Genomic DNA, 24865 nt, shown 5'->3' with positions numbered 1-24865 from the left:
TCCCACACCGCCCGTTCGTGTATCACATTCCCGGGGATCCTGGCCCCGCCGTAGGAGGACTCCCGGGCGGAGGGGGTGGGCGGGAGCCCGCCACCCCCCGGCCGGTTCGCTCCCCCCCCCCCCCCGCCGTGGGGCGGGGGGGGGGGGGGTAAACCCGCCCACCAATTCCGGGCCGGGGGGTGGGGTGGGAGAAGCCACCGCTCCACGGCGAACCGCGACCACGCGGGCGGCGCCAGGCCACAAGCGCCAGCAGGCGCAACGCCTCACCCAGAGGCAGACCCGTCTGCCTCGTACAGCTCGAACCAGATCGACTTCCCCTGCCCGCGCGGCGAAACCCCCCACGCGTCGGCCAACTTGCCCATCAACAGCAACCCCCGCCCCGACGAGGCCATTTCGCCCGGCGTCCGGCGGTGCGGCATGTTGTCGCTGGGGTCGGCGACCTCGATGCGCAGCCGCCGGGAGCCCGGACGGCCCAGCACCTCCGCCGACAGCAGCGCGTCGCCCTCGGTGTGCACCAGGACGTTGGTCAGCATTTCGGAGACCATGAGCACGGCCGCGTCCACCTGCTCCGGTTCCTTCCAGTCGTGCAGTACCGTCCGCACCTCGTGCCGGGCACTCCTGATCTGCTGCGGTGCGTCCTGGGCGACGGTCAGCACGGTCCGGCGCGGCGGGTGGGCGAGGCCTTCTTCGGCCGCGCCTCTGCGGAGCAGCAGCAGGGCCATGTCGTCCTCCCGCCGGTCGGCCAGCGGACCGGTCGTGTGGTGGGACGGCGGGCCGTGGACGGCCGCCACCAGGGCGTCCGCGAGCGCCTCCAGATCGTCGGCCTGGACCTTGTACAGCACGTCGGTCAACCGCTGCCAGCCGCTGTCGAGGTCATGGCCCCCGGTCTCGATCAGCCCGTCGGTGCAGACCAGCAGCACCTCGCCGGGGTCGAGGGCGAGGCTGGTGGTGGGGTAGTCGGCGTCCGGGTCGATGCCGAGCGGCAGGCCGCCGGGGGTGTGCCGGACGATCGTCGTGCCGTCGCCCAGCCGGATCGCCGGGTCCGGGTGGCCGGCCCGGGCGACGTCGATGAGGCCGGTCGCCGGGTCGACTTCCAGATACAGGCAGGTCGCGAAGCGCCATCCGGCGCCGTACGGATCGTCGTCCCCGTCCGCGTCTCCCGCGCAGAGCCCGGCGAAGAACCGGGAGGCCCGGGACAGCACCGCGTCCGGACGGTGCCCCTCCGACGCGTACGCCCGCAGGGCGATGCGCAGTTGTCCCATCAGCCCGGCGGCGCGTACGTCATGACCCTGGACGTCGCCGATCACCAGCGCGGTGCGGCCGGACGGCAGGTCGATCACGTCGTACCAGTCACCGCCGACCTGCAGGCCACCGCCGGTCGGCACGTACCGCGCGGCCAGCGTCATCCCGGCGATCTCCCGCTTGTGGGTGGGCAGCATGGTGCGCTGCAGGCCGTCGGAGAGCGCCCGCTCGGACTCCTGGAGGTGGGCCCGTGACAGCGCCTGGGCGAGCATGCGCGCCACCGTGGTCAGCACCGAGCGCTCGTCCGGGGTGAAGCCCACCGGCTCGCGGAACGCGGCCAGCCAGGCGCCGATGGTCCGGCCCGCGACGACCAGTGGCAGGAACGCCCAGGAGGACCGGTTCAGCGGTTCGACCAGCGGCCAGATGGCCGGGAAGCGGTCACGGTACGACTCCGGCGAGGGCAGATAGACGGGCCGACCGGTACGGGTCACCACGGCGGCCGGGTAGTCGGTCTCCAGCGGCATCTCCAGAAAGGGGCGCTCATGGCCCTGCCGGTGTCCGTGGTGCCCGATGATCATCAGCCGGTCGCCCTCGACGGCGAAGACCGCCAGGCCGTCCGGCGAGAAGCCCGGCATCGACAGCGAGGCGGCGACCCGCAGCACCTCGGCGGTGCTGTTCGCCTCGGCCAGCGCGCGCCCGGCGTCCAGCAGAAACGCCTCGCGGGAGCGCCGTCCGGCGCCCGAGACCTGCGAGGGTCGGCCGCGCTCGGGCAGTTCGAACAGCGTGCCCAGCACCGTGGACGACTCGCCGCCGGCGTCCGGTACCGAGTGCAGCCGGGTGTGCAGCCTGCGCAGCACGGTGCCGTCGTCCGCGACGACCCGCACCCGGGCGTCCGCGACGGCGTTCTCGGCGAGGCCGAGCGAGACGGCGGCGTTCAGGTCGATGTAGTCCTCGGGATCCAGACAGGCCCGCACCACGGCCGCGTGGACGGTGCGGCTGCCGGGCGGCAGCCCGAGCAACTCGACAGCGGCGTCGTCCAGGGTGACGGTTCCTGAACTGTTGTCCCAACGCCACAGGCCGGTACCGACGACGGACAGCACGTCCTCGGCCCGGAGCGGCTGGGTGGCGCCATCCGTTCGCATCGTCCCTACTGTAGTGAAATGTCCAGCCTCCGGCGCGGTTCAGGCGTACGGGGGCCGGGCCCCGGACCTTCATTTGGTGGCTGCGCCCCAGGCCCTGGCGGGGCTTCGCCCCCGAGCCCCCGCGGGTGCGGGACTGCCTCCGGCGTGGTTGGGGTCGGGGGTCGCAGCCCTCCGATCTTGATCCGGGCCCACGGGAGGCGGCTGGGCGTGTATATGCCAAGAGTTGACGCGGGGCGTCACGGTACCCTTTGGGGAGCCTGCTGTGTTTTTCCCGGGGGCTGACCCCGAACCCCAGACTTGGATGGACGATGCATCGGTACCGGTCCCACACCTGCGGCGAGCTTCGCGCCGCTGACGTCGACAAAGAGGTGCGCCTGTCCGGTTGGCTGCACAACCGGCGCGATCTGGGCGGCATCCTCTTCGTCGATCTGCGGGATCACTACGGCCTGGTGCAGCTAGTCGCCCGTCCGGGCACCCCGGCGTACGAGGCGCTGGACCGGCAGACCAAGGAGTCCGTGCTCCGTGTCGACGGCCGGGTGCTGGCCCGTGGCACGGAGAACGTCAACCCCGAGTTGCCGACCGGTGAGATCGAGGTCGAGGTCACCGAGGTGGAGGTGCTCGGCGCCGCCGACCCGCTGCCGTTCCCGGTCTTCCCCGAGGACAACGCCAACGAGGAGGCGCGGCTCACCAACCGCTTCCTCGACCTGCGCCGCCAGCGGATGCACCGCAACATCATGCTGCGCTCCCAGGTCATCGCCTTCCTCCGCAAGGAGATGACCGCCCTCGGCTTCACCGAGATGGCGACCCCGATCCTGTCCGCGACCTCCCCCGAGGGCGCTCGCGACTTCCTGGTCCCGTCCCGCGTCCACCCCGGGAAGTTCTACGCGCTGCCGCAGGCCCCGCAGCAGTTCAAGCAGCTGCTGATGATCGCGGGCTTCGACCGCTACTTCCAGATCGCGCCGTGCTTCCGCGACGAGGACAGCCGCGCCGACCGCTCGCCGGGCGAGTTCTACCAGCTCGACGTCGAGATGAGCTTCGTCGAGCAGGAGGACGTCTTCGGCGTCATCGAGACGGTGATGACCGACCTGTTCGAGAAGTTCGGCGGCGGTCGCCATGTCACCTCGCCGTTCCCGCGCGTCCCGTTCCGCGAGGCGATGCTCAAGTACGGCTCCGACAAGCCGGACCTGCGCGCCGAGCTCGAACTGGTCGACGTCTCCGACGTCTTCGCCGACTCCGGCTTCAAGGCCTTCGCGGGCAAGCACGTACGAGCCCTGGCGGTGCCGGACACCGCGGGCCAGCCGCGCAAGTTCTTCGACCAGATGGGCGAGTTCGCGGTCGAGCAGGGCGCGAAGGGCCTGGCCTGGATCCGGATCGGTGAGAACAACGAACTCACCGGCCCGATCGCCAAGTTCCTCACCGAGGACGACACCAAGGCTCTGGTCGAGGCCGTCGACGGCAAGCCCGGCACCGCCGTCTTCTTCGGCGCCGGCGAGTTCGACGAGGTCTCCAAGATCATGGGAGCGGTCCGCGTCGAGGCCGCCAAGCGGTCCGGCCACTTCACCGAGGACGTCTTCCGCTTCTGCTGGATCGTGGACTTCCCGATGTTCGAGCGGAACGAGGACACCGGCCAGATCGAGTTCAGCCACAACCCGTTCTCCATGCCGCAGGGCGGCCTTGAGGCGCTGCGGACCAAGGACCCGCTGTCCATCCTGGCCTGGCAGTACGACATCGTCTGCAACGGCGTCGAGCTGTCCTCGGGCGCGATCCGGAACCACGAACCGGACGTGATGTACGAGGCGTTCGAGATCGCGGGCTACTCGCGGGAGACGGTGGAGAAGGAGTTCGGCGGCATGCTGCGCGCCTTCCACTACGGCGCTCCGCCGCACGGTGGCATCGCTCCGGGTGTGGACCGCATGGTGATGCTGCTCGCCGACGAGCCCAACATCCGCGAGACGATCGCCTTCCCGCTCAACCAGACCGCCCAGGACCTGTTGATGGGCGCCCCGAGCGAGGTCGACGAGGCCCGGCTGCGTGAACTGCATCTCAGCCTCCGTAGGCCGCAGGCCAAGCCAACAACGGACAAGTAACGCATAAAACGCAAAAGGCCCCGGAACTGCCTTGGTTCCGGGGCCTTTTCGTGCGCTGGCCCATACCCGGGGCGTACAACCTCTGGAAACGTCTACTAAGGTTCGCCTAAGCTAAGTCGCCGTTCGGGTGTACTAGCGCGATTTCCTGATTTTCGTACAGCGCCGGGAAGGGCCCCGGGGAGGACACCGACCATGTGGGACGACTCGTTTCCCAGCTTTCTGATCGGCCTCAGGGAAGGACTTGAGGCCGGTCTGATCGTCTCCATCCTCGTCGCCACCCTCGTGCGCGCCGACCAGAAATCCCGTCTACCGCAGGTGTGGACGGGCGTACTGGGCGCGGTCGCCCTGTCCATGAGCTTCGGCGCGGTGCTCACCTTCACCGCCGCCAATCTCTCCGCCACCTCGCAGGAGGCCTTCGGCGGCACGTTGAGCGTCATTGCCGTCGCCTTCGTCACCGCGATGGTGTTCTGGATGCGCCGCTCCGCGCGCAACCTGTCCGGCGAGATCCGCGAGAAGGTCACCAGCGCGCTCACCATGGGCGCGGGCATGCTGGTCGTCACCTCGTTCCTCGCGGTGGGCCGCGAGGGTCTTGAGACGGCGCTGTTCCTGTGGACGACCGCACGAGCCGCGGGCGAGTCGACAGGCCCGATGATCGGCGCGGCGGTCGGCCTGGTGCTGGCGGCCGGGCTCTGCTGGGGCCTGTACCGCCGGGTGTTGAAGATCAACCTCACCAGGTTCTTCACCTACACCGGCATCGTCCTGATCGTCATCGCCTCCGGCGTCCTCGGCTACGGTCTGCGCGATCTGCAGGAGGGCGGGGTACTGCCCGGCGCGACCTCGTTCGCCGTCCACCTGAGCCAGAGCGTGGACGCCAGCTCGTGGTGGGGCACCCTGCTGCAGGGTGTCTTCAACCTCACCCCGCAGATGACGTGGCTGCAGACCGGTGCGTACGCCGTTTACCTCGTCGTCGTGATGACGCTCTTCGTCCGGGGCCTGCGAGCGGCCAAGCCGCAGCAGGCGACGGCGGCTGCCGCGAAGACCGGGGCGGTCACGGCGGAGGCCGCCAACGCGGACTCCAAGCAGGCCGGGACCGCGACCACCGAGGCGGTCAGCGCCGAAGCCGCTGCCGCGCAGTCCCAGCGGACGGAATCCGCCGACGTGGCCCAGGAGAAGACCGAATCCACCGAAGCGGCGCCCGAGAAGGCCGAAGCCGGTGCCCCGGAGCCGGGGCAGCCGCGGGCGCAGGAAGCCGAAGAGCCCGCGCCGCAGGCGCGCAAGCGGCCCGCCTGGGTGGTGCCCGTCGCGGTGGTCGCGGTTCCGGTCGTGGTCGCCGGAGGCGTCATCGCACTGTCCGGCTCCAAGCCCAACGAGGCGCAGACCATCGCCGTCTCCGAGACCGACTGCGGCAAGGGCTTCAAGGCACCCAAGCCGGGGCGCCAGAGCTTCCAGATGCACAACACCGGTAACAAGACCTCCGAGGTCTACCTCATCGACCCGTCGAGCAACGCGGTCTACGGGGAGATCGAGGGCCTCGCGCCCGGCACCACCCGCGATCTGATCGCCACCGTCGGCAGCGGCTCGTACGCCTGGCGCTGTGTGCCGACCGGCGGCAAGGTCACCACCTCCGCGGCCATCCAGGTCAGCGGCGGCGGCAACGTCACCGCCGTCACCCCGGTCTCCGAGGAGGACCTGGCGCCCGCCCTCGCCGCCTACAAGTCCTATGTGAACAAGGGCCTGGCCACTCTTGTCGCCCAGACCCAGACCCTGCAGAACGACATCAAGAACAACGACCTGGACACCGCCAGGAAGGACTGGCTGACCGCGCACGTGACGTACTCCTCGCTCGGCGCGGCCTACGGAACGTTCCAGGACTTCGACAAGAAGATCAACGGGCGGTCCGACGGCCTGCCGCAGGGCGGGAACGACCCGGGCTTCACCGGCTTCCACAAGATCGAGTACCAGCTGTGGCACGGCGCCCCGGCCTCCGACGTCCAGGGCGGCGCCGACCAACTCGTCAAGGACGCCCAGGGGTTGCAGAAGGCCTTCCCCACCCAGGACTTCGACGTCGCCGACCTGCCGCTTCGTACCCACGAGATCCTGGAGAACACCCTCCAGTTCGAGCTGACCTCGGACACCGACGAGGGCAGCGGTACGAACCTGGCGACCGCCAACGCCAACCTCGCCGGTACCGGTGAACTCCTCGACGTACTGCGCCCGTTGATCGCCAAGCGCTCGCCGCACCTGCTCGGCACCGTCGACGCCGACATCGCGCGGGTTCAAAAGCTCCTGGACGCGCAGCACAACGGCGACAGCTGGACCCCGGTCGAGAAGCTCGACCAGACCGCCCGCGCCACGCTCAGCGGCGCCACCGGCCAGCTCCTTGAGGACCTGTCCCCGATCCCCGACCTCCTCGAGATCCGGAAGTCTGCCTGATGTCCTGCCCTGTGAATCACGAAGCCATGACCGCCGCCGCGCAGGGCGGTTGCCCCGCGGGCCACGGGCGCCGTTCGTTCATGAAGACGGCGCTGGGTGCGGGCGCGGCCGGTGCCGTGCTCGCCGGTGGCAGCGTCGCGCTCAGCTCGGGCCGGGCCTCGGCCGCCGCGGACGGCACCACGGAGCAGGGTGCGCCGATCACCAGCCGTGCGTCCGCCGTCGACTTCCACGGTGCGTACCAGGCGGGCATCGTCACCCCGCAGCCGACGGCCGCCACCTTCGTCTCCTTCAACGTCATCGCCCAGAACCGCAAGGATCTGGCGGACCTGCTGAAGACGATCAGCGACCGGGCGCGCTTCCTGACGGCGGGCGGCACCCCGGTCGACCTCGGCGTGGGCGCGCCGCCGTCCGACAACGGCATCCTGGGCCCGGTCGTCCCGGCCGACGCGCTCACCATCACCCTCGGCGTCGGCTCCTCGCTGTTCGACGACCGCTTCGGTCTGGCCAAGGCCAAGCCGCGCAGGCTGACGCCGATGCGGACCTTCCCCAACGACAACCTGAACCCGGCCGAGTGCCATGGCGACCTGTCGCTGCAGATCTGCGCGGGCAGCCAGGACACGGTGCTGCACGCACTGCGCGACATCGCCAAGCACACCCGTGGCGCGATGCAGATCAAGTGGAAGATCGACGGTTTCCAGAGCGCCCCGCGGCCAACCGGCGCCCAGCGCAACCTCCTTGGCTTCAAGGACGGCATCGCCAATCCGGATGTCAAGTCCCCCCGCGAGTTGGACCATCTGGTCTGGGTGACCGACTCCAGCGGCGAGCCTTCCTGGGCGGTCGGCGGCAGTTACCAGGTGATACGCATCATCCGCATGCTCGTTGAGTTCTGGGACCGTGTCTCGCTCACCGAGCAGGAGAAGATGTTCGGCCGCCGCAAGGACACCGGAGCGCCACTGGACGGCGCCGACGAGACCGACATCCCGGACTACGCCAAGGACCCGCAGGGCAACGCGATCCGGCTCGACGCGCACATCCGGCTCGCCAACCCGCGCACCGCGAAGTCCGACGACTCCCGCATCCTGCGCCGCGGTTTCAACTACGACCGGGGCATCGACAACGTAGGCAACCTCGACATGGGCCTGGTCTTCTGCTGCTACCAGCAGGACGTCATCCGCCAGTTCGAGGCCACCCAGACGCGGCTCATCGATGAGCCGCTGGTCGACTACATCTCCCCGACGGGCGGCGGTTACTTCTTCTGCCTGCCCGGCGTGAAGGACGACAAGGACTGGCTCGGCCGCGGATTGCTCGCCGGCTAGCCGCCTGGGCTTGTGGCGGATCCGGCTGCGGCCGGACCGGCGATCCCGAACCCGCCGCAACCCACGCCCCCGAAGATCCGCCCGAAGAACATCCGCCGCGAAGGCACAAGGCCCCGGAACCGCAACGGTTCCGGGGCCCGCGTACGCGTCGCGCTACGCGCTTTCTCAGGCGTTCTCCTCCGAGCCGCCGAAGCGCTCACGGTAGGACTCCAGGTCCTCCTCGGTGATCTTGGCGAACAGCACCGGAGGAACCGTGAAAGGCGTTCCGGCCGGGACCGCGTCCAGGGCGCGGGCCTGGTCCGCGGTGACCCAGCGCGCGTCGTCGCCCGGCAGGTCGAACGCCTCGCGCATGGCCCGCGCCGATGCCGGGATGAAGGGCTCGGAGATCACCGAGTACAGGCGGATCAGGTTCATCGCGGTGCGCAGGGTGAGCGCCGCGCCCTCCTGGTTGGTCTTGATCTCCAGCCAGGGGGCCTTCTCCTCCAGGTACGAGTTGCCCGCGCTCCACAGCGCGCGCAGCGCCTGCGCGGCCTTGCGGAACTGCATCGCCTCCAAGTGGCTCTCGTACTCGGCCAGCAGCTCGGCGATCTGCTCGCCGAGCTTGGCCTCCGCCTCGCCCGCCTCCCGGCCCGCCGGGACCTCGTCGCCGAACCGCTTGCGGGAGAAGGACAGCACGCGGTTGACGAAGTTGCCGAGCGTGTCGGCCAGGTCCTTGTTGACGGAGGAGGTGAACAACTCCCAGGTGAAGCTGGTGTCGTCGGACTCCGGCGCGTTCGCCATCAGGAAGTAGCGCCAGTAGTCGGCGGGCAACAGCTCAAGCGCCGCGTCGGTGAATACACCGCGCCGCTGGCTGGTGGAGAACTTGCCGCCGTAGTAGTTCAGCCAGTTGAAGGCCTTGACGTAGTCGACCTTCTTCCACGGCTCACGGGTGCCGAGCTGGGTGGCCGGGAACATCACCGTGTGGAACGGGACGTTGTCCTTCGCCATGAACTCGGTGTAGCGGACGGTGCGGTCGGCCTCGTACCACCACGACTTCCAGTCGCGGTTCTCCGGGTCGGCGTCCGCCCACTCCTTCGTGGCGCCGATGTACTCGATCGGGGCGTCGAACCAGACGTAGAAGACCTTGCCCTCGGCCGCCAACTCCGGCCAGGAGTCGGCCGGTACCGGCACGCCCCACTCCAGGTCGCGGGTGATCGCCCGGTCCTGCAGGCCCTCGGTCAGCCACTTGTGGGCGATCGACGAGGCCAGCGTCGGCCACTCCTTGCTGCCGTTGCTGTCCAGCCAGCCCTCGACCTCGGGCTGCAGCTTGGACTGCAGCAGGAACAGGTGCTTGGTCTCGCGGACCTCCAGACGGCTGCTGCCGCTGATCGCCGAGCGTGCGTCGATCAGGTCCGTCGGGTCCAGCACCCGGGTGCAGTTCTCGCACTGGTCGCCGCGTGCCTTGTCATAGCCGCAGTGCGGGCAGGTGCCGACGATGTAGCGGTCCGGGAGGAAGCGCTCGTCGTCGAGCGAGTACACCTGGCGGATCGCGCGCTCCTCGATGAAGCCGTTCTCCTTCAGGCGGCGCGCGAAGTGCTGGGTGATGTCGCGGTTCTCCGCGGAGGAGCTGCGACCGAAGTAGTCGAAGGACAGCTCGAAGCCGTCGTAGATCGCCTTCTGTGCGTCGTGCTGCTGCGCACAGAAGGTGTCCACCGGCAGCCCGGCTTCCTTGGCGGCGAGTTCGGCCGGTGTGCCGTGCTCGTCGGTGGCGCAGATGTAGAGCACGTCATGACCGCGCTGGCGCAGATACCGTGCGTACACATCCGCGGGAAGCATGGACCCGACCATGTTGCCCAGGTGCTTGATGCCATTGATGTACGGCAGGGCGCTGGTGATCAGGTGTCGGGCCATTGCTTGGAGCTCCCAAGTCGCTACGTGGCGTGAGGATTTCGTCTACGGACTGTAGACATCGTATAGGAACAGCGATGACCGTCCCTTCGCTGTTTCCCCAGGGTGGACGGCCGATTCCCGCCGCACGCCAAGCGCTGCCCGGTGGAGCATCGAGCGTATGGATACCAAGGAGATCACCGGATACCGGATCCGCGCCATCACACCGGAGGTACTGCACCAGTTGCGGGTGCGGGACGACGCCGGGCAGCGGCCGCGGATCGTGATCGAGGGGGGAGGAGGGCGGGCACCCGCTGCGCTGCTGCCTCGCGGCAAGCCGCCCCGGCGAGCGCGTCGCGCTGGTGAGCTACGCGCCGCTGCGCCGCTGGGCGGCGCAGACCGGGGCCCGGCCCGGGCCGTACGACGAGGTGGGACCGGTCTTCATCCATCCCGAGCCGTGCGGTGGTCCGCTCGACTTCCCGGAGATCAGGGTCGGCGCGCGCCGCGTACTGCGGGCCTACGGCGCCGACGGCGGGATCCTGGGCGGCCGGCTGATCGCATGGCCGGGCCGGGAGGAAGCGGAGGCACTGCTCGGCGAGGCGCTGGCCGACCCCGAGGTGGCCGTCGTACACGTCCGCGCCGTGGAATTCGGCTGCTTCCAGTTCGAGCTACGCAGGGTCCACCCGGCGGCTCCGGGGGCCGGGGGGCTTGCCCCGGAGTAGAGACCCCCGCCGCAGCGCCCCACGCCCTGGGGAGCAAGCCCCCGGGACGGCCTCAGCGGCCGGCGAAAAGGCGGTCGAGGACGACGGCGATCCCGTCCTCCTCGTTGGTGGCCGTCACCTCGTCGGCGACCGCCTTCAACTCCTCGTGCGCGTTGGCCATCGCGACGCCATGGGCCGCCCAGCCGAACATCGGCACATCGTTCGGCATGTCGCCGAAGGCGATGGTGTCCGCCGCGGTCAGCGCCAGGCGGCGGGCGGCGAGCGACAGGCCGGTGGCCTTGCTCAGGCCCAGCGGAAGCAGCTCGACGATGCCCTCGCCCGCCATGACCACCCCGACCAGGTGGCCCGCGACACCGCGGGCCACCTCGGCGAGTGCGTCGTCGTCGAGTTCCGGGTGCTGGATGAAGACCTTGCCGATGGGCGCGGCCCACATCTCGGCGCGGTCCCGCAGCCGGGTGACCGGAAGCTCGGTGGCGAGCCGATAACCCTCACCCATCAGGAACTCGCCGTCCAGGCCGTCGCGGATGGTGGCCACGGCCAGCTCACCGATCTCCGCCTCGATCTTCGCCAGCGCCGTCGCCGCGGACTGCCGGTCCAGCGTCACCGAGGTCAGCAGCCGGTGCTCCCCGGCGTGGTAGACCTGCGCGCCCTGCCCGCAGACCGCGAGGCCCTGGTAGCCGAGGGCGTCGAGAATGTGCTTGGTCCGGGACACCGGGCGCCCGGTCACCACGATGTGCGCGGCGCCCGCCGCGGTGGCCGCGGTGAGCGCGTCACGGGTGCGCTGCGAGACGGAGCCGTCGCCGCGCAGCAGGGTTCCGTCGAGATCGGTCGCGATGAGGCGATACGGCAGCGTCACTTGGCGACGGGCTCCAGTACCGCACGGCCACCGAGATACGGCCGCAGCACCTCGGGCACCAGCACCGAACCGTCGGCCTGCTGGTGGTTCTCCAGCAGCGCGACGATCGTGCGAGGCACCGCGCACAGCGTGCCGTTGAGCGTGGCGAGCGGCCGGGTGACCTGCTTGCCGTCCCGCTCCTCGCGGACCCGCACGGACAGCCGGCGGGCCTGGAACTCGGTGCAGTTCGAGGCGGAGGTCAACTCGCGGTACTTGCCCTGCGTCGGGATCCACGCCTCGCAGTCGAACTTGCGGGAGGCCGAGGCGCCGAGGTCGCCGGTGGCCACGTCGATCACCTGGAACGGCAGGCCGAGCGAGCTCAGCCACTGCTTCTCCCACGCCAGCAGCCGGGCGTGCTCCGCCTCGGCCTCCTCCGGCGCGACGAAGCAGAACATCTCCACCTTGTCGAACTGGTGGACCCGGAAGATGCCGCGGGTGTCCTTGCCGTACGTACCCGCCTCGCGCCGGAAGCAGGGCGAGAAGCCCGCGTAGCGCAGCGGGAGCCGCGCGGCGTCGATGATCTCGTCCATGTGGTAGGCGGCGAGCGGTACTTCGGAGGTGCCGACCAGGTAGTAGTCGTCCTTCTCCAGGTGGTACACGTTCTCCGCGGCCTGGCCGAGGAAACCGGTGCCCTCCATGGCCTGCGGCCGGACCAGCGCGGGGGTGAGCATCGGGGTGAAACCGGCCTCGGTGGCCTGCGCGATGGCCGCGTTGACCAGGGCCAGCTCCAGCAGGGCGCCGATGCCGGTCAGGTAGTAGAAGCGCGACCCGGAGACCTTCGCGGCGCGCTCGACGTCGATGGCGCCCAGCGACTGGCCGAGCTCCAGGTGGTCCTTCGGCTCGAAGCCCTCGGCGGCGAAGTCGCGCGGCGTGCCGACGGTCTCCAGGACCGCGAAGTCCTCCTCGCCGCCGACCGGTACGTCGGGGTGGACGACGTTGCCGAGCTGTCGCAGCAGTCGCTGGGCTTCCTCGGCGGCCTCGTCCTGCTCGGCGTCGGCGGCCTTGACGGCGGCGGACAGCTCGGCGGCCTGCTTGAGCAGTTCGGCCTTCTCGTCGCCGGTGGCCTTGGGGATGCGCTTGCCGAGTACCTTCTGCTCGGCGCGCAGCTGGTCGAAGCGGGAGCCGGACGACCTGCGCCGCTCGTCGGCGGAGAGCAGTGCGTCGACGAGGCCGACGTCCTCTCCACGGGCGCGCTGGGAGGCGCGCACACGGTCGGGGTCCTCACGGAGCAGGCGAAGGTCAATCACGGCTACAGGCTACCGGGACGCTGACCGTGGCCGCGACAAGTTAAGTGGAATATGTGGCGATTTGCCCGTTTTGAGGAAAGGGTGGGGAAAGTCGATAAGGGTGGGAAACGTATTCGTCAACCGAATTCACCGCATCCCTCCCATGGGGGCATCTGCCCTGCGGCGAACGGGAGTTGGGGGCTGGTTATCCACAGGTGGATGGGGGTTCTATTCGTTATCCACAGGGTGTGCGCAGGGTCTGTGGAGAACGGGCTTGATCGTTTTGTGGTACGAGCTGGCGGCAATGATTCCTGGTTTAAACCAGCCCCATACTCACTTTCGAGTGAGAATCACTCCCCCTCGCTCCCCCTATAGAGTTGTTCGAAGGAATTGGGCTGACGAATGGTGTGCTGCCGGGCTGTGGGCCGGGTTGATGCCATCAGAGTGATTTGTCGACTAAGTCCTATTGGTGGCGCGTTGATCTGTCGACTTATCCCCAGGTCACCTTGAGCGCCTGTGGATAACTTCGGTGGATAACCCGCGCGGCTACGCCGCTGCGGCAGGAGATCCCGCTGCGGCAGGCCCCACGGCCCAGCCCAGCGTTGTCGAACCGGCCGAACCGGCCAAGGCCCCCGGCCCAGACCCCCGACCCAGAGCCACGGCCCCGACCGAGGCCCGCGAACCCGCCGGGAGGGCCTACGCGCGGCCGTCCAGGGCGCGGCCCAACCAGTCCGCGGCGGCGGCGAACTCCTCGTCGGTGGTGCCCGGCCGTACCTGCGGCGTCGTCTCATCGGCTCGTGGATACGAGCCGAGGAACCGTACCTGGGGGCAGATCCGCTTCAGCCCCATCAGCGCCTCGCCGACCCGGCGGTCGGTGATGTGGCCTTCCGCGTCGACCGAGAAGCAGTAGCGCCCGATACCCTCGCCGGTCGGCCGCGACTCGATGCGCAGCAGGTTGACCCCGCGCACCGCGAACTCCTGGAGCAGTTCGAGCAGCGCTCCCGGGTGGTCGTCGCCCAGCCAGAACACCGCTGACGTCTTGTCCGCGCCGGTCGGTGCCACCGACCGCCCCGGTCGCCCGACCAGGACGAACCGGGTCTGTGCGTTCGGTGCGTCGTGGATCTCGGTGACCAGCGGTTCAAGGCCGTACGTCGGCGCCGCGAACTCGCCCGCGAAGGCGCCGTCGAACCGCCCCTCCTGAACCTGCCGGGCTCCGTCGGCGTTGGACGCCGCCGACTCCCACACCGCCTCCGGCAGGTTCGCCGCCAGCCAGTTGCGCACCTGCGGCTGGGCCACCGGATGCCCGGTGACCGTCTTGACGTCGGCCAGCCTGGTGCCTGGCCGGACCAGCAGCGCGAAGGCGATCGGCAGCAGCACCTCGCGGTAGATCATCAGCGGTGTGCCGGTGGCCAGTTCGTCCAGCGTCGCCGTGACCCCGCCCTCGACCGAGTTCTCGATCGGCACCAGCGCGCCGCCCGCCTCCTCGTTGCGCACCGCGTCCAGCGCGGCGGGCACCGACACCATCGGCACCAGCACGCGGGTGGCCGCCTCGGGCAGCGTACGCAGCGCGGCTTCGGTGAAGGTGCCTTCGGGTCCGAGGTACGTATAGCGGGCAGCGGACGAGGACATCATGGAGCCACCCTAGTGCGGCGCGGGGGCCTTGGGGGATCTCCGCCCGAACCCCGCGGCCGGGCTCAGGGCACCTCCGGCGCCGCCGAGCGCCAACGGTGACCGCGAGCCACCGCGGCTCACGACTCCAGCAGGCGCTGGCCCACGTACTCGCCCGGCGCGCAGCCGCCCGGTACGGCGAACAGCGCGCTCGACTCATGGCGGATGAACCGCGACAGGCCGTCCGCCCGGTCCAGCTTCTGCTGCACCTTGATGAAGCCGTTGAACGGGTCCGCCTGCCAGGCGATGAACAGCAGCCCGGCGTTGGGCGTGCCGTCCTGGTCGTATCCGTCGTGGTACGAGAACGCCCGCCGCAGCATCGCCGCACCGCCGTTGGACGCGGGCGCCGCGACGCGGATATGGGCGTCTCCGGCGATCGCCAGCGAACCGTCCTTGTTGATCTTGTTGAGGTCCACCGGGGTGGTCTCGGTGCCGCCGGACAGCGGTGCGCCGTCCGACTTGCGGCGGCCTATCACCATCTCCTGCCGGTCCAACGGCAGGTGGTCCCAGGAGTCGAGCAGCATCCGGATCCGGCGTACCACCGCGTAGGAGCCGCCGTTCAGCCAGCTTTCCGCGCCCGACTTCCCGGACACGAAGACCTTCGCGGCGAAGTCCTTGTCGGTCGGCTTGGGATTGTTCGTGCCGTCGATCTGGCCCATCAGGTTGCGGCCCGTCCTGGGCCGCTCGGTGGCTCCCGGTGCGCGGTTGAACCCGTTCATCTGCCAGCGGAGCCTGGCGGTGTCGCCCGCCTCCTTCTGCAGTACGCGCAGCGTGTGGAAGGCGACCAGCGCGTCGTCGCTGCCGATCTGCACCCACAGGTCGCCGTCGCTGAGCCTGGGGTCGAGCGCGTCGGAGGAGAACGGCGGAATCGGCGCGAGGTTCTCCGGAACGCGGTTCTGCAACCCCGTCTTGGCGAAGAAGCCCAGCCCGAACCCGAAGGTCACCGTCAGCGAGGACGGGCCGGCGTCCAGCGCGATCTGGTTGTCGCCGTTCGGCGTCCGCCCCGCCGCCATCGTCTCCGCCGCCGCCGACCAGCGGCGCAGCAGCGCGGCGGCGCCCTTGCGCCCGGCGCCCGGCGCCAGGTCGAAGGCGATCAGATGGCCGGTGGCCTGGGCGGGGTCGACGATGCCCGCCTGGTGGCTGCCGTGGAACGGGACCGCCGTACTGCCCACCGAGGTCAGCGGATCGCCGCCGGTCGTCGCCGCGTAGCCGTACGCACCACCCGCGCCGCCGGCCACCAGACCTGCCGCGCCCGCCGCCGAGGCGGTGCCCAACAGCCGTCGCCTGGTTATTTCCTGAGGTTGCGTCAGCTCGGCTTGCCGTGCCTGCTCGTCGGCCTGCTTCGCCTGCTTGGTCGTCGGGTTCTTCATCAGCCGATCGCCACATTCTTGGTCTCGGTGACCTCGTCGATGTCGGAGGTGCGTACGGTCAAGGACAGCTGCCACTGCCCGGGCATCGGCAACTGGACGGAGATCGCCGTCCACGCGCCGGTACCGGCATGGCTGAGCTTCACCGGCAGCGGCCCGATGTTCTTGGACCGCAATGTGAGGGAGAGGTCCACCTCGGGCACGTCGACCGGATTGCCCGCCGGGTCGGTGATGATCAGATGCAGCTCGTTGTCCCCGGTACGGGCCGGGTCGAGGTGGACGCTCGCGATGCCCTTGCCGTTCGGCCCACCCGTGTCGTACGGGATGGCGGCGAACACCGGGCCGCCGCTCACCGGCACCGCGCCCGGCGCGGCTGCGGCGGCCGCCGCCTGCTCCACCGCGCGGCCCGGCTCGGTGCCGCTCAGCACGGTGGAGACCGCGAGGACGACGACCGCCACGGCCGCCTCGGCGAGCACCGAGCGGCGCAGCCCGGTACGCCCCGGGTCGGCGTCCCGCCGCTTGCGTACCCGCGCGGTGGCCAACGCGGCGTGCTGACGGGCGAGTTGGGCGGCGCGCGCCGGATCGGCGGACGTCGCGGTGGCCGGGACGGGCTCCGGCTCCTCCTCGGGCAGGTCCTGGTCGGCCAGCCGCCCGGTCCACCGCCGGGAGACGTAGGCGGCGCCGATCACGACCGCCACCAGCGCGACCTTGGCGATCAGCAGCTGCCCGTACCAGGTCGCCACCAGCGCGTCCCAGGAGCCGACCTGCCGCCACGCCTGGTAGCCGCCGGTCGCCGCCAGCAGGCAGACGCACCCGAAGGCGATCCGCGAGAAGCGGCGTACCGCCTGCCGTTCGATCCCCGCGGCCCGGTACAGCGCGGTGAGCAGTGCCGCGAGACCGCCCAACCAGACCGCCATGGACAGCAGATGCAGGACATCGAGCGGCATCGCGAGGCCCGGCTGGATGCCGACCGAGGCGTGCTCGGCCAGCGACCAGGTCGCCGCGAGGCCGATCGCGACGGCCGCGCCGCCGACGCCGAGCCCGATCGCCAGATTCCGCCGCCCGGCCGAGCTCTCGGGCGACCGCTCGTCCGGCGGTCCGGAGGCCGCGGCCCGGGAGGACGCGGCGCCGAACAGCACCGAGAGGAACACCGCCGCCGCGGCGAGCAGCAGCAACCGGGAGAGCAGCGCCGCCCCCGGCTTGGTCTCGATCGCGGACCGCACCGCGCCGAGGTCGAACATGCCGCCCAGCCCGGTTCCGTTGACGTACGGGCCGCGCAGCAGCAGCAACGCCAGCGTCGAGACCGCCATCGCCGCCCAGCCGCCGACCGCCAGCCGCCGCATCGCCCGCAGCCGGACGCCGCGCGGCCAGCACACCGCGAGGAACACGCAGGACCCCACCAGCAGTGCGAACCCGCCGTATGCCACGTAACGGCCGATGCCGTACAGCACCCCGGCCGGTCCACCGCCGACGTCCTGTCGCGGCACCGCCGCCGAGGTCTTCGATGGCGCGCCGACGGAGAACGTCCAGGCGCCCGAGACCGGATGGGTGTCCGCCGAGACCGCCTTCCACGCCACGGTGTACGTACCGTTGCCGACGCCCGGGCGCAGCCGGACGGTCGCGGTGTCCGTGGCGCCCGAGGCGTGCTCCGCGCCGCCCTGCTGGACCTCCTTGCCCGACGGATCGAGCACCCGCAGCGAGTCGGCGGAAAGCAGCACCCCCTCGGAGAAGGTGAGCAGCACCCGCGAGGGTGCCGAGGGCACCACGGATCCTTCGCCGGGGTCGGTCCTGATCAGGGCGGCATGCGCGGCGGCCGGGGCCGCCCCGGCCAGCAGCGCGGTCAGCAGCGCCGCCAGCACGAGCAGCAGCCGCCTCGCGGTCGGCTGCCGTCCGGCGGTCATCAGCGGCTTGGCGGACATGGGCGGTTCAGCCCTTCGGCCGGTAAGTCGCGGGTTCGACCGGGACGTTCACCGTGATCGGCGATGACTTGGCGAAGTGCAGTACGAAGGACACCTTCTCGCCCACCGTCGGCTTCTTCCTCATGCCCATCAGCATCAGATGGTTGCCGCCGGTGCTCAGCACCAGCTTGCCCTGGGCGGGCACGGAGAAGGACTTGACCTCCTGCATCGCGTTCGACTGCGTCCGGTGCATCGTGACGTCGGACGCCACATCGCTGGTGACACCGGTCAGTTGGTCGTCGGCCCCGCCGGTGTTGGTCACCGTGAAGTATCCGGCCGCCATGTCGTCCATCGCGGGCTGCGGCACATATCCGCCGCTGACCTTCAACTCCGGCTTGGCGCCGGCCGACTGGGAGGATCCGGAGGAACCGCATCCGGTGAGCGCCAGCGCGCCCAGTGCCAAGGCGGCCGCGCTGGCCGCGAGCCGCCTCACAGGTCCTCACCCTTGATCAGCTTGGGGATGTCGCGCTGGTAGGTGGCGGAGTCCGCGCTGTCGGTGTACGCGTAGTGCGCCTTGTCGTCCTTGGGCGAGAACGCCAGGACCTCGGCGCTGTGGGTGACGGTGTAGCTGCCGTCCTTCTGCTTGACCGGCTTCTCGATCGTTATCCCCACGGACTTGGCACCGGCCTGGATGGCGTCGAAGCTGCCGGTCAGTCCGATGAAGCCCTGGCCCTGACCGGGCAGCCAGCCGGCGAGGCGCTGCGGGGTGTCCCGGTCCGGATCGGTGGTGATGAAGACCACCTGGAGCTTGTCCTGCTCGTCCTTGGGCAGCTTGCGCTTGGCGTTGCCGATGTCGGACATGATCAGCGGGCAGACGTCCGGGCAGTGCGTGTAGCCGAAGTAGAGCAGCACGGGCCTGCCCGCGGTCTCCTTGGCCAGGTCGTAACTGTGGCCGTGGGTGTCGGTGAGGACCAGGTTCGGCTTGGGCTGCGCGGGGCTGAGCGGCAGCGCGCTGCCGCTGGTGGCGGAGGCGGAGACCGAGGCGACCGGCTTGTCGTCGGTGGAGCTGCCGCACGCGGTGAGGGTGAGCGCGGCGGTCGCCGCGAACGCCGCGCAGAACGCGGCGCTGCGTGCGCGGAGCTTGTGTGTACGCATTCAGGGTTCCCCAAAAGAGGTGATGCGGACCCCGGCCCCTGTCCGGCGTTGCCGAGCGGGGACCGGGGCGGCCGTACGGAGGATCAGGCGGCGGAGCCGCGCCGGCGGCCGGCGAGCACGCCGTAGCCGATACCGGCGGCGCCGACCACGATGCCGACCACGGCCAGGACACGGGCGGTGGTGTCACTGCCGCCGCTGGACGACGCCGGTGCGGCGCTCTGCTGGGCGGTGGCCTGGGTGGCGTCGCCGCTCTTGGCGTCGGTGAGGGTGATCGTCGGGGCGGGGTGTGCGGGCTCCGCACCGCCCGGCGTCGAGGCGTCGATCCAGCGCACGACCTGGTTGTTGTCGTACGTCTGCAGCGCCTTGAACACCAGCTTGCCGGTGTCGCTCGGCAGCGGGCCCAACGCCACCGGGAACTGCTGGAACTCGCCCGGCTTGATCTGTCCACCGGACCAGGTGATCTTGGTGACGGCCTCGGTGACCTGACCGTCGTCGGTGGTGATCGGCTTGGCGAGCTTGGTCTTGGTGACGGTGGCGGTCCAGCCGGGTACCGGCTCGGTCTGCACCGAGGCCAGCGGGTGGTCTGCGGGGAAGTCGACCTCGACCTTGACGGTGTTGGCGTTGTCCTGCTCGTTGGGCACCTTGAAGTCGACCGTGCTGTAGCCGCCCTTGGCGGCGGTGGACGGGCTGACGGTGACATGCGCGAACGCGGGCGCGGCGAGCAGCAGTACGGAGGCGCCGGCGGCGGCACCGACGGCGGCCAGACGGCTGACGGCGGGCTTACGGGAGATGGTCATGATGCTGGAACTCCACAGGTGGGGGAGGCGATCTTCAGGGTGACGCGCATGCGGCCGCGACCCCAGCACGCCGAAGGGCGTGTTTCGCCGTTGGGTGTGTGGAGGGTCGTCTCAGGCCGCGAGGGCCACAGCGGGTGGACCCCGGCGGATCACCGAGTGCTGAAGATGCACGGACTCCGGGCGCCCGGATCCGTACGCCACCCGACGCGGTCGCACCACGGTCGGCCGCTCGCCGAGCAGCCCGGCGACCAGGGCCAGGGTCCGGGCGGCGATGAGTGCGAGACGCAGCGGCAGCAGCGCCGAGGCCTGCTCCATGCCGTAGCCGGACAACTGGACGAGGCGCCACAACGCGGCCTCGCCACGGCGCAGCAGCCATCCGGCGACCAGCGCGGCCGCCAGGTGCCCGCACAGCATCGGCAGTGAGTACGACAGGCAGCCGTGCGCTTCCGTCATGCCCGGCATATTGGGCATGCCCGCCATTCCGGGCATGTTCTGAGTGGCGGTGGCCGTCGCGGCGGCGGATGACGGGTCGATATGGGCTTGCCGCAGCAGTTGCGCCGCGCTGTCCGGCGTCAGCCGCAGCAGCTGGTCGTTGCACAGCAGATGCCCGGCGAGCGCCATGATCCGCCCCGACCGGCCGTCGGACACCGGCTCGGCGCACCACTGCCCGGTACTGAACAGGGCGTGCAGCCCGAGCTGTCCGCCCAGCATGGCGACCGCGATACCGGGCAGCGAACGCTCCCGCCCCGCGAGCGGCGCCGCGACCGCGAGCACCCCGGCCCAACCGGCCAGCAGCGTCCACAGCGGGATGCCGCCCCCGGACGCCATCGCGTGTCCGGCCGCGGACAGCGTGACGCAGACCGCGGCGAACACCGCGGCCCTCAGCAGTCTCAGGTCGGCGCCGGCGCGCACGGGGGCAGTCATGGCGGGCGTCATCATCCCACCCGTCACAGGCAACCCGAACATCAGGGTGCCCGGCTCGCGACGGTGCGCGAAGCGTGCCCCATTACTCCGCTACGTCCGCCCCGTGCATCCGCCGAATGAGCGGCATCACGTCAACACCACGCTTACCGGTCGACTTTCGCGGCAATACGTATCCGTACATCGAGCCGCGGCCAGGAGGCTGGAGCATGAGCATCTGGTGGTCACTCCATTTGCGGCGCGAAGCTGCGAGCGTTCCGCTCGCCCGACGGCTCCTGCTGGGCACGATGGAGACCGCGGGTGTCGATCCGGACATCTCCTACGACCTGTCGGTCGCACTCTCCGAGGCATGCGCGAATGCCGTGGAGCACGCGGGCGCGGGTGGCGCCTACCAGGTCACCGCCCATATCGAGGGCGACCGCTGCCGGATCGAGGTCACCGACTCGGGGCCGGGCTTTCCACTCGGCCGCATCCGGCGCACGGTGCGCCCGCTGGGCAGAAGATCCCATCAGGCGGAGCACGGCCGGGGGCTGTTCCTGATCGAATCGCTGGTGGACCACGTCCACTTCCACAACAGACCGGGGCACGGCGCTGTTGTCAGCTTCGACAAGGTCCTCAAATGGCGTGAGGACTCGCTGCTGAAAGCGTCATGACCCTGCTGGTCTCGGCGGAGAGGACGGGACCGCGGCGCGGGCAGCGGGCCCCGCACCGCGATCGTCAAACCGCCGGCCGCGGTCGGCGCCCGGTCAGCCGCGCAACTCCCGCATCCAGGTCTCGACTTCGTCCGAGCGGCGCGGCAGCGCCGCCGACAGGTTCCGGCTGCCGTCCTCGGTGACCAGGATGTCGTCCTCGATACGGACGCCGATGCCGCGGTACTCCTCAGGCACCATCAGGTCATCGGCCTGGAAGTACAGCCCGGGCTCGACGGTCAGCACCATGCCCGGCTCCAGCGTGCCGTCGACATAGGTCTCGGTGCGCGCCTGAGCGCAGTCGTGGACATCCAGGCCGAGCATGTGACCGGTGCCGTGCAGCGTCCAGCGGCGCTGCAGGTTCAGCTCCAGGACGCGTTCCACCGGGCCCTCGACGATTCCCCACTCGACCAGCTTCCCGGCCAGCACGCGCTGCGCCGCGTCATGGAAGTCGCGGTACTTGGCGCCCGGGCGGACGGCGGCGATGCCCGCCTCCTGCGCCTCGTACACCGCGTCGTAGATCTTGCGCTGCAGATCGGTGTACGCACCGGAGACGGGCAGCGTGCGGGTGACGTCGGCGGTGTAGAGGGAGGTGGTCTCCACGCCCGCGTCGAGCAGCAGCAGGTCGCCGGAGCGGACCGGGCCGTCGTTGCGTACCCAGTGCAGGGTGGTGGCGTGCGGGCCGGCCGCGCAGATGCTGCCGTATCCGACGTCATTGCCCTCGACGCGGGCGCGCAGGAAGAACGTGCCCTCGATGTACCGCTCCGAGGTGGCCTCCGCCTTGTCGAGGACCTTCACCACGTCCTCGAAGCCGCGCACGGTGGAGTCCACCGCCCGCTGCAGCTCGCCGATCTCCCACTCGTCCTTGACCAGGCGCAGTTCGCTGAGGAACGCCTTCAGCTCCTCGTCGCGCTCGGCGTCCAGCACACCGGCGAGCGTCTGCTCAAGGGCGGAGTCGTAGCCGCGGACGATGCGCGTGGCAGCCGGGGAGGCGGCGGCCAACTCCTCGGCGGCCTTGCGCACATCGCGGGTGGGGATGCCGAGGCGCCGCTCACCCTCGGCGAGGCTGTGCCGACGGCCGACCCACAACTCGCCCTGGCCGTCCAGCCAGAACTCGCCGTTCTCCCGGTTGGAGCGCGGCAGGAGGTACGCGGTCGCGGTGTGGCCGCCCTCGACGGGCTCCAGCACCAGGACGGCGTCCTCGGTCTGGTCGCCGGTCAGGTGGACGTACTCCGACGAGGCGCGGAAGGAGTACTCGGTGTCGTTGGACCGGGTCTTCAGGTTGCCCGCCGGGATCACCAGCCGCTCGCCGGGGAAGCGCGCGGACAGTGCGGCGCGGTGCTCGGCCGCGTACCGAGCCTGGGCGATCGGCTGCAGGTCACGCAGCTCGGTGTCGGCCCAGCCGGACTTCATCAACTCGGCCAGCTCATCGGAAACGGCCGGGTACAGGCCGTTCTTCCGCTGCTTGATGGGCTCATCGCCTTCGGGGTTCTCCGGGGCGCGCTCCTCGGCCACGTCATGCCTCCTCGCACTAGGACGATTGCCATCGTAAGCGTGTACGGGTGCTCGTATCCCGGCCTGTGGATAACCACTGTCGGGGCACCGTCAAGCGGCCACCCGGGCGCCGGTCAGTGCTCGAAGCGGGTCGCCAGCAGCACGACGTCGTCGTCGCAGCCCGGCGCGTCCCGCTCGTCCGGCAGGCAGACACGCAGTACGTGGTCGGCGATCAGCTCCGGGTCCTCCCGGGCCGCCCGCGGGGTGTCGGCTGCCGCCGCGTGCAGCATCGCGAACGCCCGGTCGACCGGTTGGCCCATCCGGTGCAGCAGTCCGTCGGTGTAGAGGAGCAGCGTTTCGCCGGGCTCCACCTCGAATTCCACGCTGGGCGCCTCCCAGCAGCTGAGCATCCCCAGTGGCGCGGAGAGCGAGGTCTCCACGTACTCGGTGCGCCGCTCGCCGACGATCAGCGGCGGGCAGTGCCCCGCCCCGGCGAGCAGCAGCCTGCGCGTCCCCGGCTCCACGTACGCGAACAGGGCGGTCGCCGACCGGGCCGGTTCCGTCACCCGTAGCAGCAGCTCCAGGTCGGACAGGACCGCGACCGGGTCCTCGCCCTCCATCACCGCGTACGCCCGCAGGGAGGCCCGCAGCCGTCCCATCGTGGCCACCGCGCTCGGGCCCGAGCCGGTGACCGAGCCGACCGCCAGTCCGAGCGCGGCCTCCGGCAGCGGCAGCGCGTCGTACCAGTCACCGCCGCCGCGCGGCCCGGTCCGGTGCCGGACCGCCATCCGGACCCCGGGCACCCGTGGCAGCCTGCTGGGCAGCAGTTCCTCGCGCACCACGGCGAGGGTGTGGTGCGCCCGGGAGTGCTCGATCTGTCGGGCGACCAGTTCGGCCGCGTACCGCACGTACAAGGAGGCGAGGTGGCGCTGGCGTTCGGTGGGTTCCGCCGGTTCGTCGTAGAGCCAGACGACGGCGCCGAGCCTGCCGTCCCGGGCGGTCGCCAGCCGCAGTCCGTAGCTCGCGCCGAAGCCGAGCTGGCAGGCGACCTCGCGATGGCGCTGGTCGAGGTCCGGTTCGCGGGCCAGGTCGGTGTGCAGCACCTCGACGAGACCGTCGCCGCAGCCGACGACCGGACCGTCCAGCAGGCGGCCGAAGGCGGCCTCGCCGCGCGGGACCGTCTCGATGGTGCCGAGGTCGGCGCGGAGCAGCCCGTAGCCGATGGACGTGTGCGGGCCGAGGCCGTCGGCGGGTTCCAGCACCGCGAGCCCGCGCCGGGCGCCGACCAAGCCCGCGCCGGTGCGCAGCAGTTCCTGGAGGGTGGCGTCGAGGGTGGCGGCGCGGGCCAGCTCCTCGGTGAGCTCGTGCAGCGTGGTGAGGTCGGAGATCCAGGAGGCCATACGGTCCTGGAGGGCGGCGAGCTGGTCGATCGAGCGGAAGGCGTCGGCGAGTCCATCGGCGGCGGTCGCGGCGTGGCCGGCGTGCTGTGCGGGGTTCGCCGCGGACGAAGGGGATCCGCTCGCCGCGGAGCGCGTCGTCGGGGCTTCGGCGCACAGTCCTGACGAGGCGGCGGGGGAGTCCTCGGCGGGGGGGTGGTCGGCGGTGCTGGCGGGATTCTCTGCGACGCCAGTAGTGGGAGGATCGATTCCGGCCACTTTCGGGACGCGGGCTGTACTCATGGTCGGGGGCTTCCGGAGTGAATCCGGTCGGAGGGGAAGATGCCCGGATTTCTACTGCTTTCCAGGCATTTAGGCGTGCGGAATACCTCGGCATGCGAACTGCCTTTTTCTGTCAATAGCATCGCAAACCCCCATGTCATGCTGCGCCGCTATCAATACCTCCCTTGTACACGCATGGATGAGGGCATGTCCAGGATTGCGCAGGTGGCCGCGTAGGTGTCTCCGCCGCTTCTCAGAAGCGGCTCATGGTGAGAGGTTGACTGAAAAT

General features: G+C 70.5%; 17 protein-coding genes and 1 pseudogene. 5 read left to right on the top strand and 13 right to left on the bottom strand.

All coding sequences use genetic code 11. From position 1 onward, the window contains the following. Positions 1–263 precede the first annotated feature (263 nt). Complete coding sequence (locus P2L57_RS17210; RefSeq protein ID WP_275815322.1) at positions 264–2384, bottom strand: ATP-binding SpoIIE family protein phosphatase; 2121 nt, start codon at positions 2382–2384, stop codon at positions 264–266. Between the two features lie 308 nt (positions 2385–2692). Here P2L57_RS17210 and aspS point away from each other — a divergent pair, with 308 nt between their 5' ends. The 3 genes from aspS to efeB (P2L57_RS17195) all read left to right on the top strand — a co-directional run bounded on the left by aspS (position 2693) and on the right by efeB (P2L57_RS17195) (position 8220). Next, entirely contained in the window at positions 2693–4471 is a 1779-nt protein-coding gene (gene aspS / locus P2L57_RS17205) for an aspartate--tRNA ligase (RefSeq protein WP_275815320.1), read from the top strand. A 192-nt stretch (positions 4472–4663) separates the two neighbouring features. Then, positions 4664–6904 (top strand): iron uptake transporter permease EfeU, encoded by a 2241-nt coding sequence (gene efeU, locus P2L57_RS17200; RefSeq protein WP_275815318.1) that lies wholly within the window; start codon positions 4664–4666, stop codon positions 6902–6904. After that, a complete protein-coding gene (gene efeB / locus P2L57_RS17195) occupies positions 6904–8220 on the top strand; it encodes an iron uptake transporter deferrochelatase/peroxidase subunit (protein ID WP_275815316.1) in 1317 nt (438 codons plus the stop codon). Before efeU ends, efeB (P2L57_RS17195) begins: the two co-directional genes overlap by 1 nt. A 165-nt stretch (positions 8221–8385) precedes the next feature. Here the strand turns inward: efeB (P2L57_RS17195) and metG are convergent, their stop codons facing one another. Next, the gene (gene metG / locus P2L57_RS17190; RefSeq protein ID WP_275815314.1) at positions 8386–10110 is read right to left on the bottom strand and encodes a methionine--tRNA ligase; all 1725 of its coding nucleotides are present in this window, start codon (positions 10108–10110) and stop codon (positions 8386–8388) included. Between the two features lie 172 nt (positions 10111–10282). Between metG and P2L57_RS17185 the strand changes: the two are divergent. Further along, positions 10283–10808: pseudogene (locus P2L57_RS17185) on the top strand (DUF1203 domain-containing protein). A gap of 52 nt (positions 10809–10860) precedes the next feature. Here the strand turns inward: P2L57_RS17185 and P2L57_RS17180 are convergent. From P2L57_RS17180 to P2L57_RS17140, 9 genes are all read right to left on the bottom strand, one after another. Beyond that, the gene (locus tag P2L57_RS17180; RefSeq protein ID WP_275815312.1) at positions 10861–11664 is read right to left on the bottom strand and encodes an HAD family hydrolase; all 804 of its coding nucleotides are present in this window, start codon (positions 11662–11664) and stop codon (positions 10861–10863) included. Then, a complete protein-coding gene (serS, locus tag P2L57_RS17175) occupies positions 11661–12950 on the bottom strand; it encodes a serine--tRNA ligase (protein WP_275815310.1) in 1290 nt (429 codons plus the stop codon). The genes P2L57_RS17180 and serS overlap by 4 nt, the downstream gene beginning before the upstream one ends. 675 nt (positions 12951–13625) lie before the next feature. Continuing rightward, complete coding sequence (pheA, locus tag P2L57_RS17170; protein WP_275815340.1) at positions 13626–14558, bottom strand: prephenate dehydratase; 933 nt, start codon at positions 14556–14558, stop codon at positions 13626–13628. 119 nt (positions 14559–14677) lie between these two features. Next, positions 14678–15967 (bottom strand): iron uptake transporter deferrochelatase/peroxidase subunit, encoded by a 1290-nt coding sequence (efeB, locus tag P2L57_RS17165; protein WP_275815308.1) that lies wholly within the window; start codon positions 15965–15967, stop codon positions 14678–14680. Then, the gene (locus tag P2L57_RS17160) at positions 15967–17883 is read right to left on the bottom strand and encodes a copper resistance CopC/CopD family protein (protein ID WP_275815306.1); all 1917 of its coding nucleotides are present in this window, start codon (positions 17881–17883) and stop codon (positions 15967–15969) included. The genes efeB (P2L57_RS17165) and P2L57_RS17160 overlap by 1 nt, the downstream gene beginning before the upstream one ends. Positions 17884–17890: 7 nt before the next feature. Beyond that, complete coding sequence (locus tag P2L57_RS17155; protein ID WP_275815304.1) at positions 17891–18355, bottom strand: copper chaperone PCu(A)C; 465 nt, start codon at positions 18353–18355, stop codon at positions 17891–17893. Continuing rightward, entirely contained in the window at positions 18352–19017 is a 666-nt protein-coding gene (locus P2L57_RS17150; protein ID WP_275815302.1) for an SCO family protein, read from the bottom strand. Before P2L57_RS17150 ends, P2L57_RS17155 begins: the two co-directional genes overlap by 4 nt. Before the next feature lie 83 nt (positions 19018–19100). Continuing rightward, positions 19101–19814, bottom strand: a complete 714-nt coding sequence (locus tag P2L57_RS17145; RefSeq protein WP_275815300.1) for a YcnI family copper-binding membrane protein — start codon at positions 19812–19814, stop codon at positions 19101–19103. A 111-nt stretch (positions 19815–19925) separates the two neighbouring features. Then, positions 19926–20738 carry a hypothetical protein gene (locus tag P2L57_RS17140; protein ID WP_275815298.1) on the bottom strand — a complete coding sequence of 271 codons (813 nt, stop codon included), beginning with the start codon at positions 20736–20738 and terminating at the stop codon, positions 19926–19928. 206 nt (positions 20739–20944) lie between these two features. Between P2L57_RS17140 and P2L57_RS17135 the strand changes: the two genes are divergently transcribed. Next, the gene (locus tag P2L57_RS17135; RefSeq protein ID WP_275815296.1) at positions 20945–21388 is read left to right on the top strand and encodes an ATP-binding protein; all 444 of its coding nucleotides are present in this window, start codon (positions 20945–20947) and stop codon (positions 21386–21388) included. Positions 21389–21481: 93 nt separating this feature from the next. Here the strand turns inward: P2L57_RS17135 and P2L57_RS17130 are convergent, their stop codons facing one another. After that, positions 21482–22939 (bottom strand): aminopeptidase P family protein, encoded by a 1458-nt coding sequence (locus P2L57_RS17130; RefSeq protein ID WP_275815294.1) that lies wholly within the window; start codon positions 22937–22939, stop codon positions 21482–21484. A gap of 113 nt (positions 22940–23052) precedes the next feature. After that, entirely contained in the window at positions 23053–24597 is a 1545-nt protein-coding gene (locus P2L57_RS17125) for a PP2C family protein-serine/threonine phosphatase (RefSeq protein WP_372515733.1), read from the bottom strand. Positions 24598–24865 lie beyond the last annotated feature (268 nt).

Source organism: Streptantibioticus ferralitis, from assembly GCF_029223525.1.
In the GTDB taxonomy this organism is placed as follows: Bacteria; Actinomycetota; Actinomycetes; order Streptomycetales; family Streptomycetaceae; genus Streptantibioticus_A; species Streptantibioticus_A ferralitis.
This window is presented reverse-complemented; position numbering and strand designations above follow the sequence as displayed.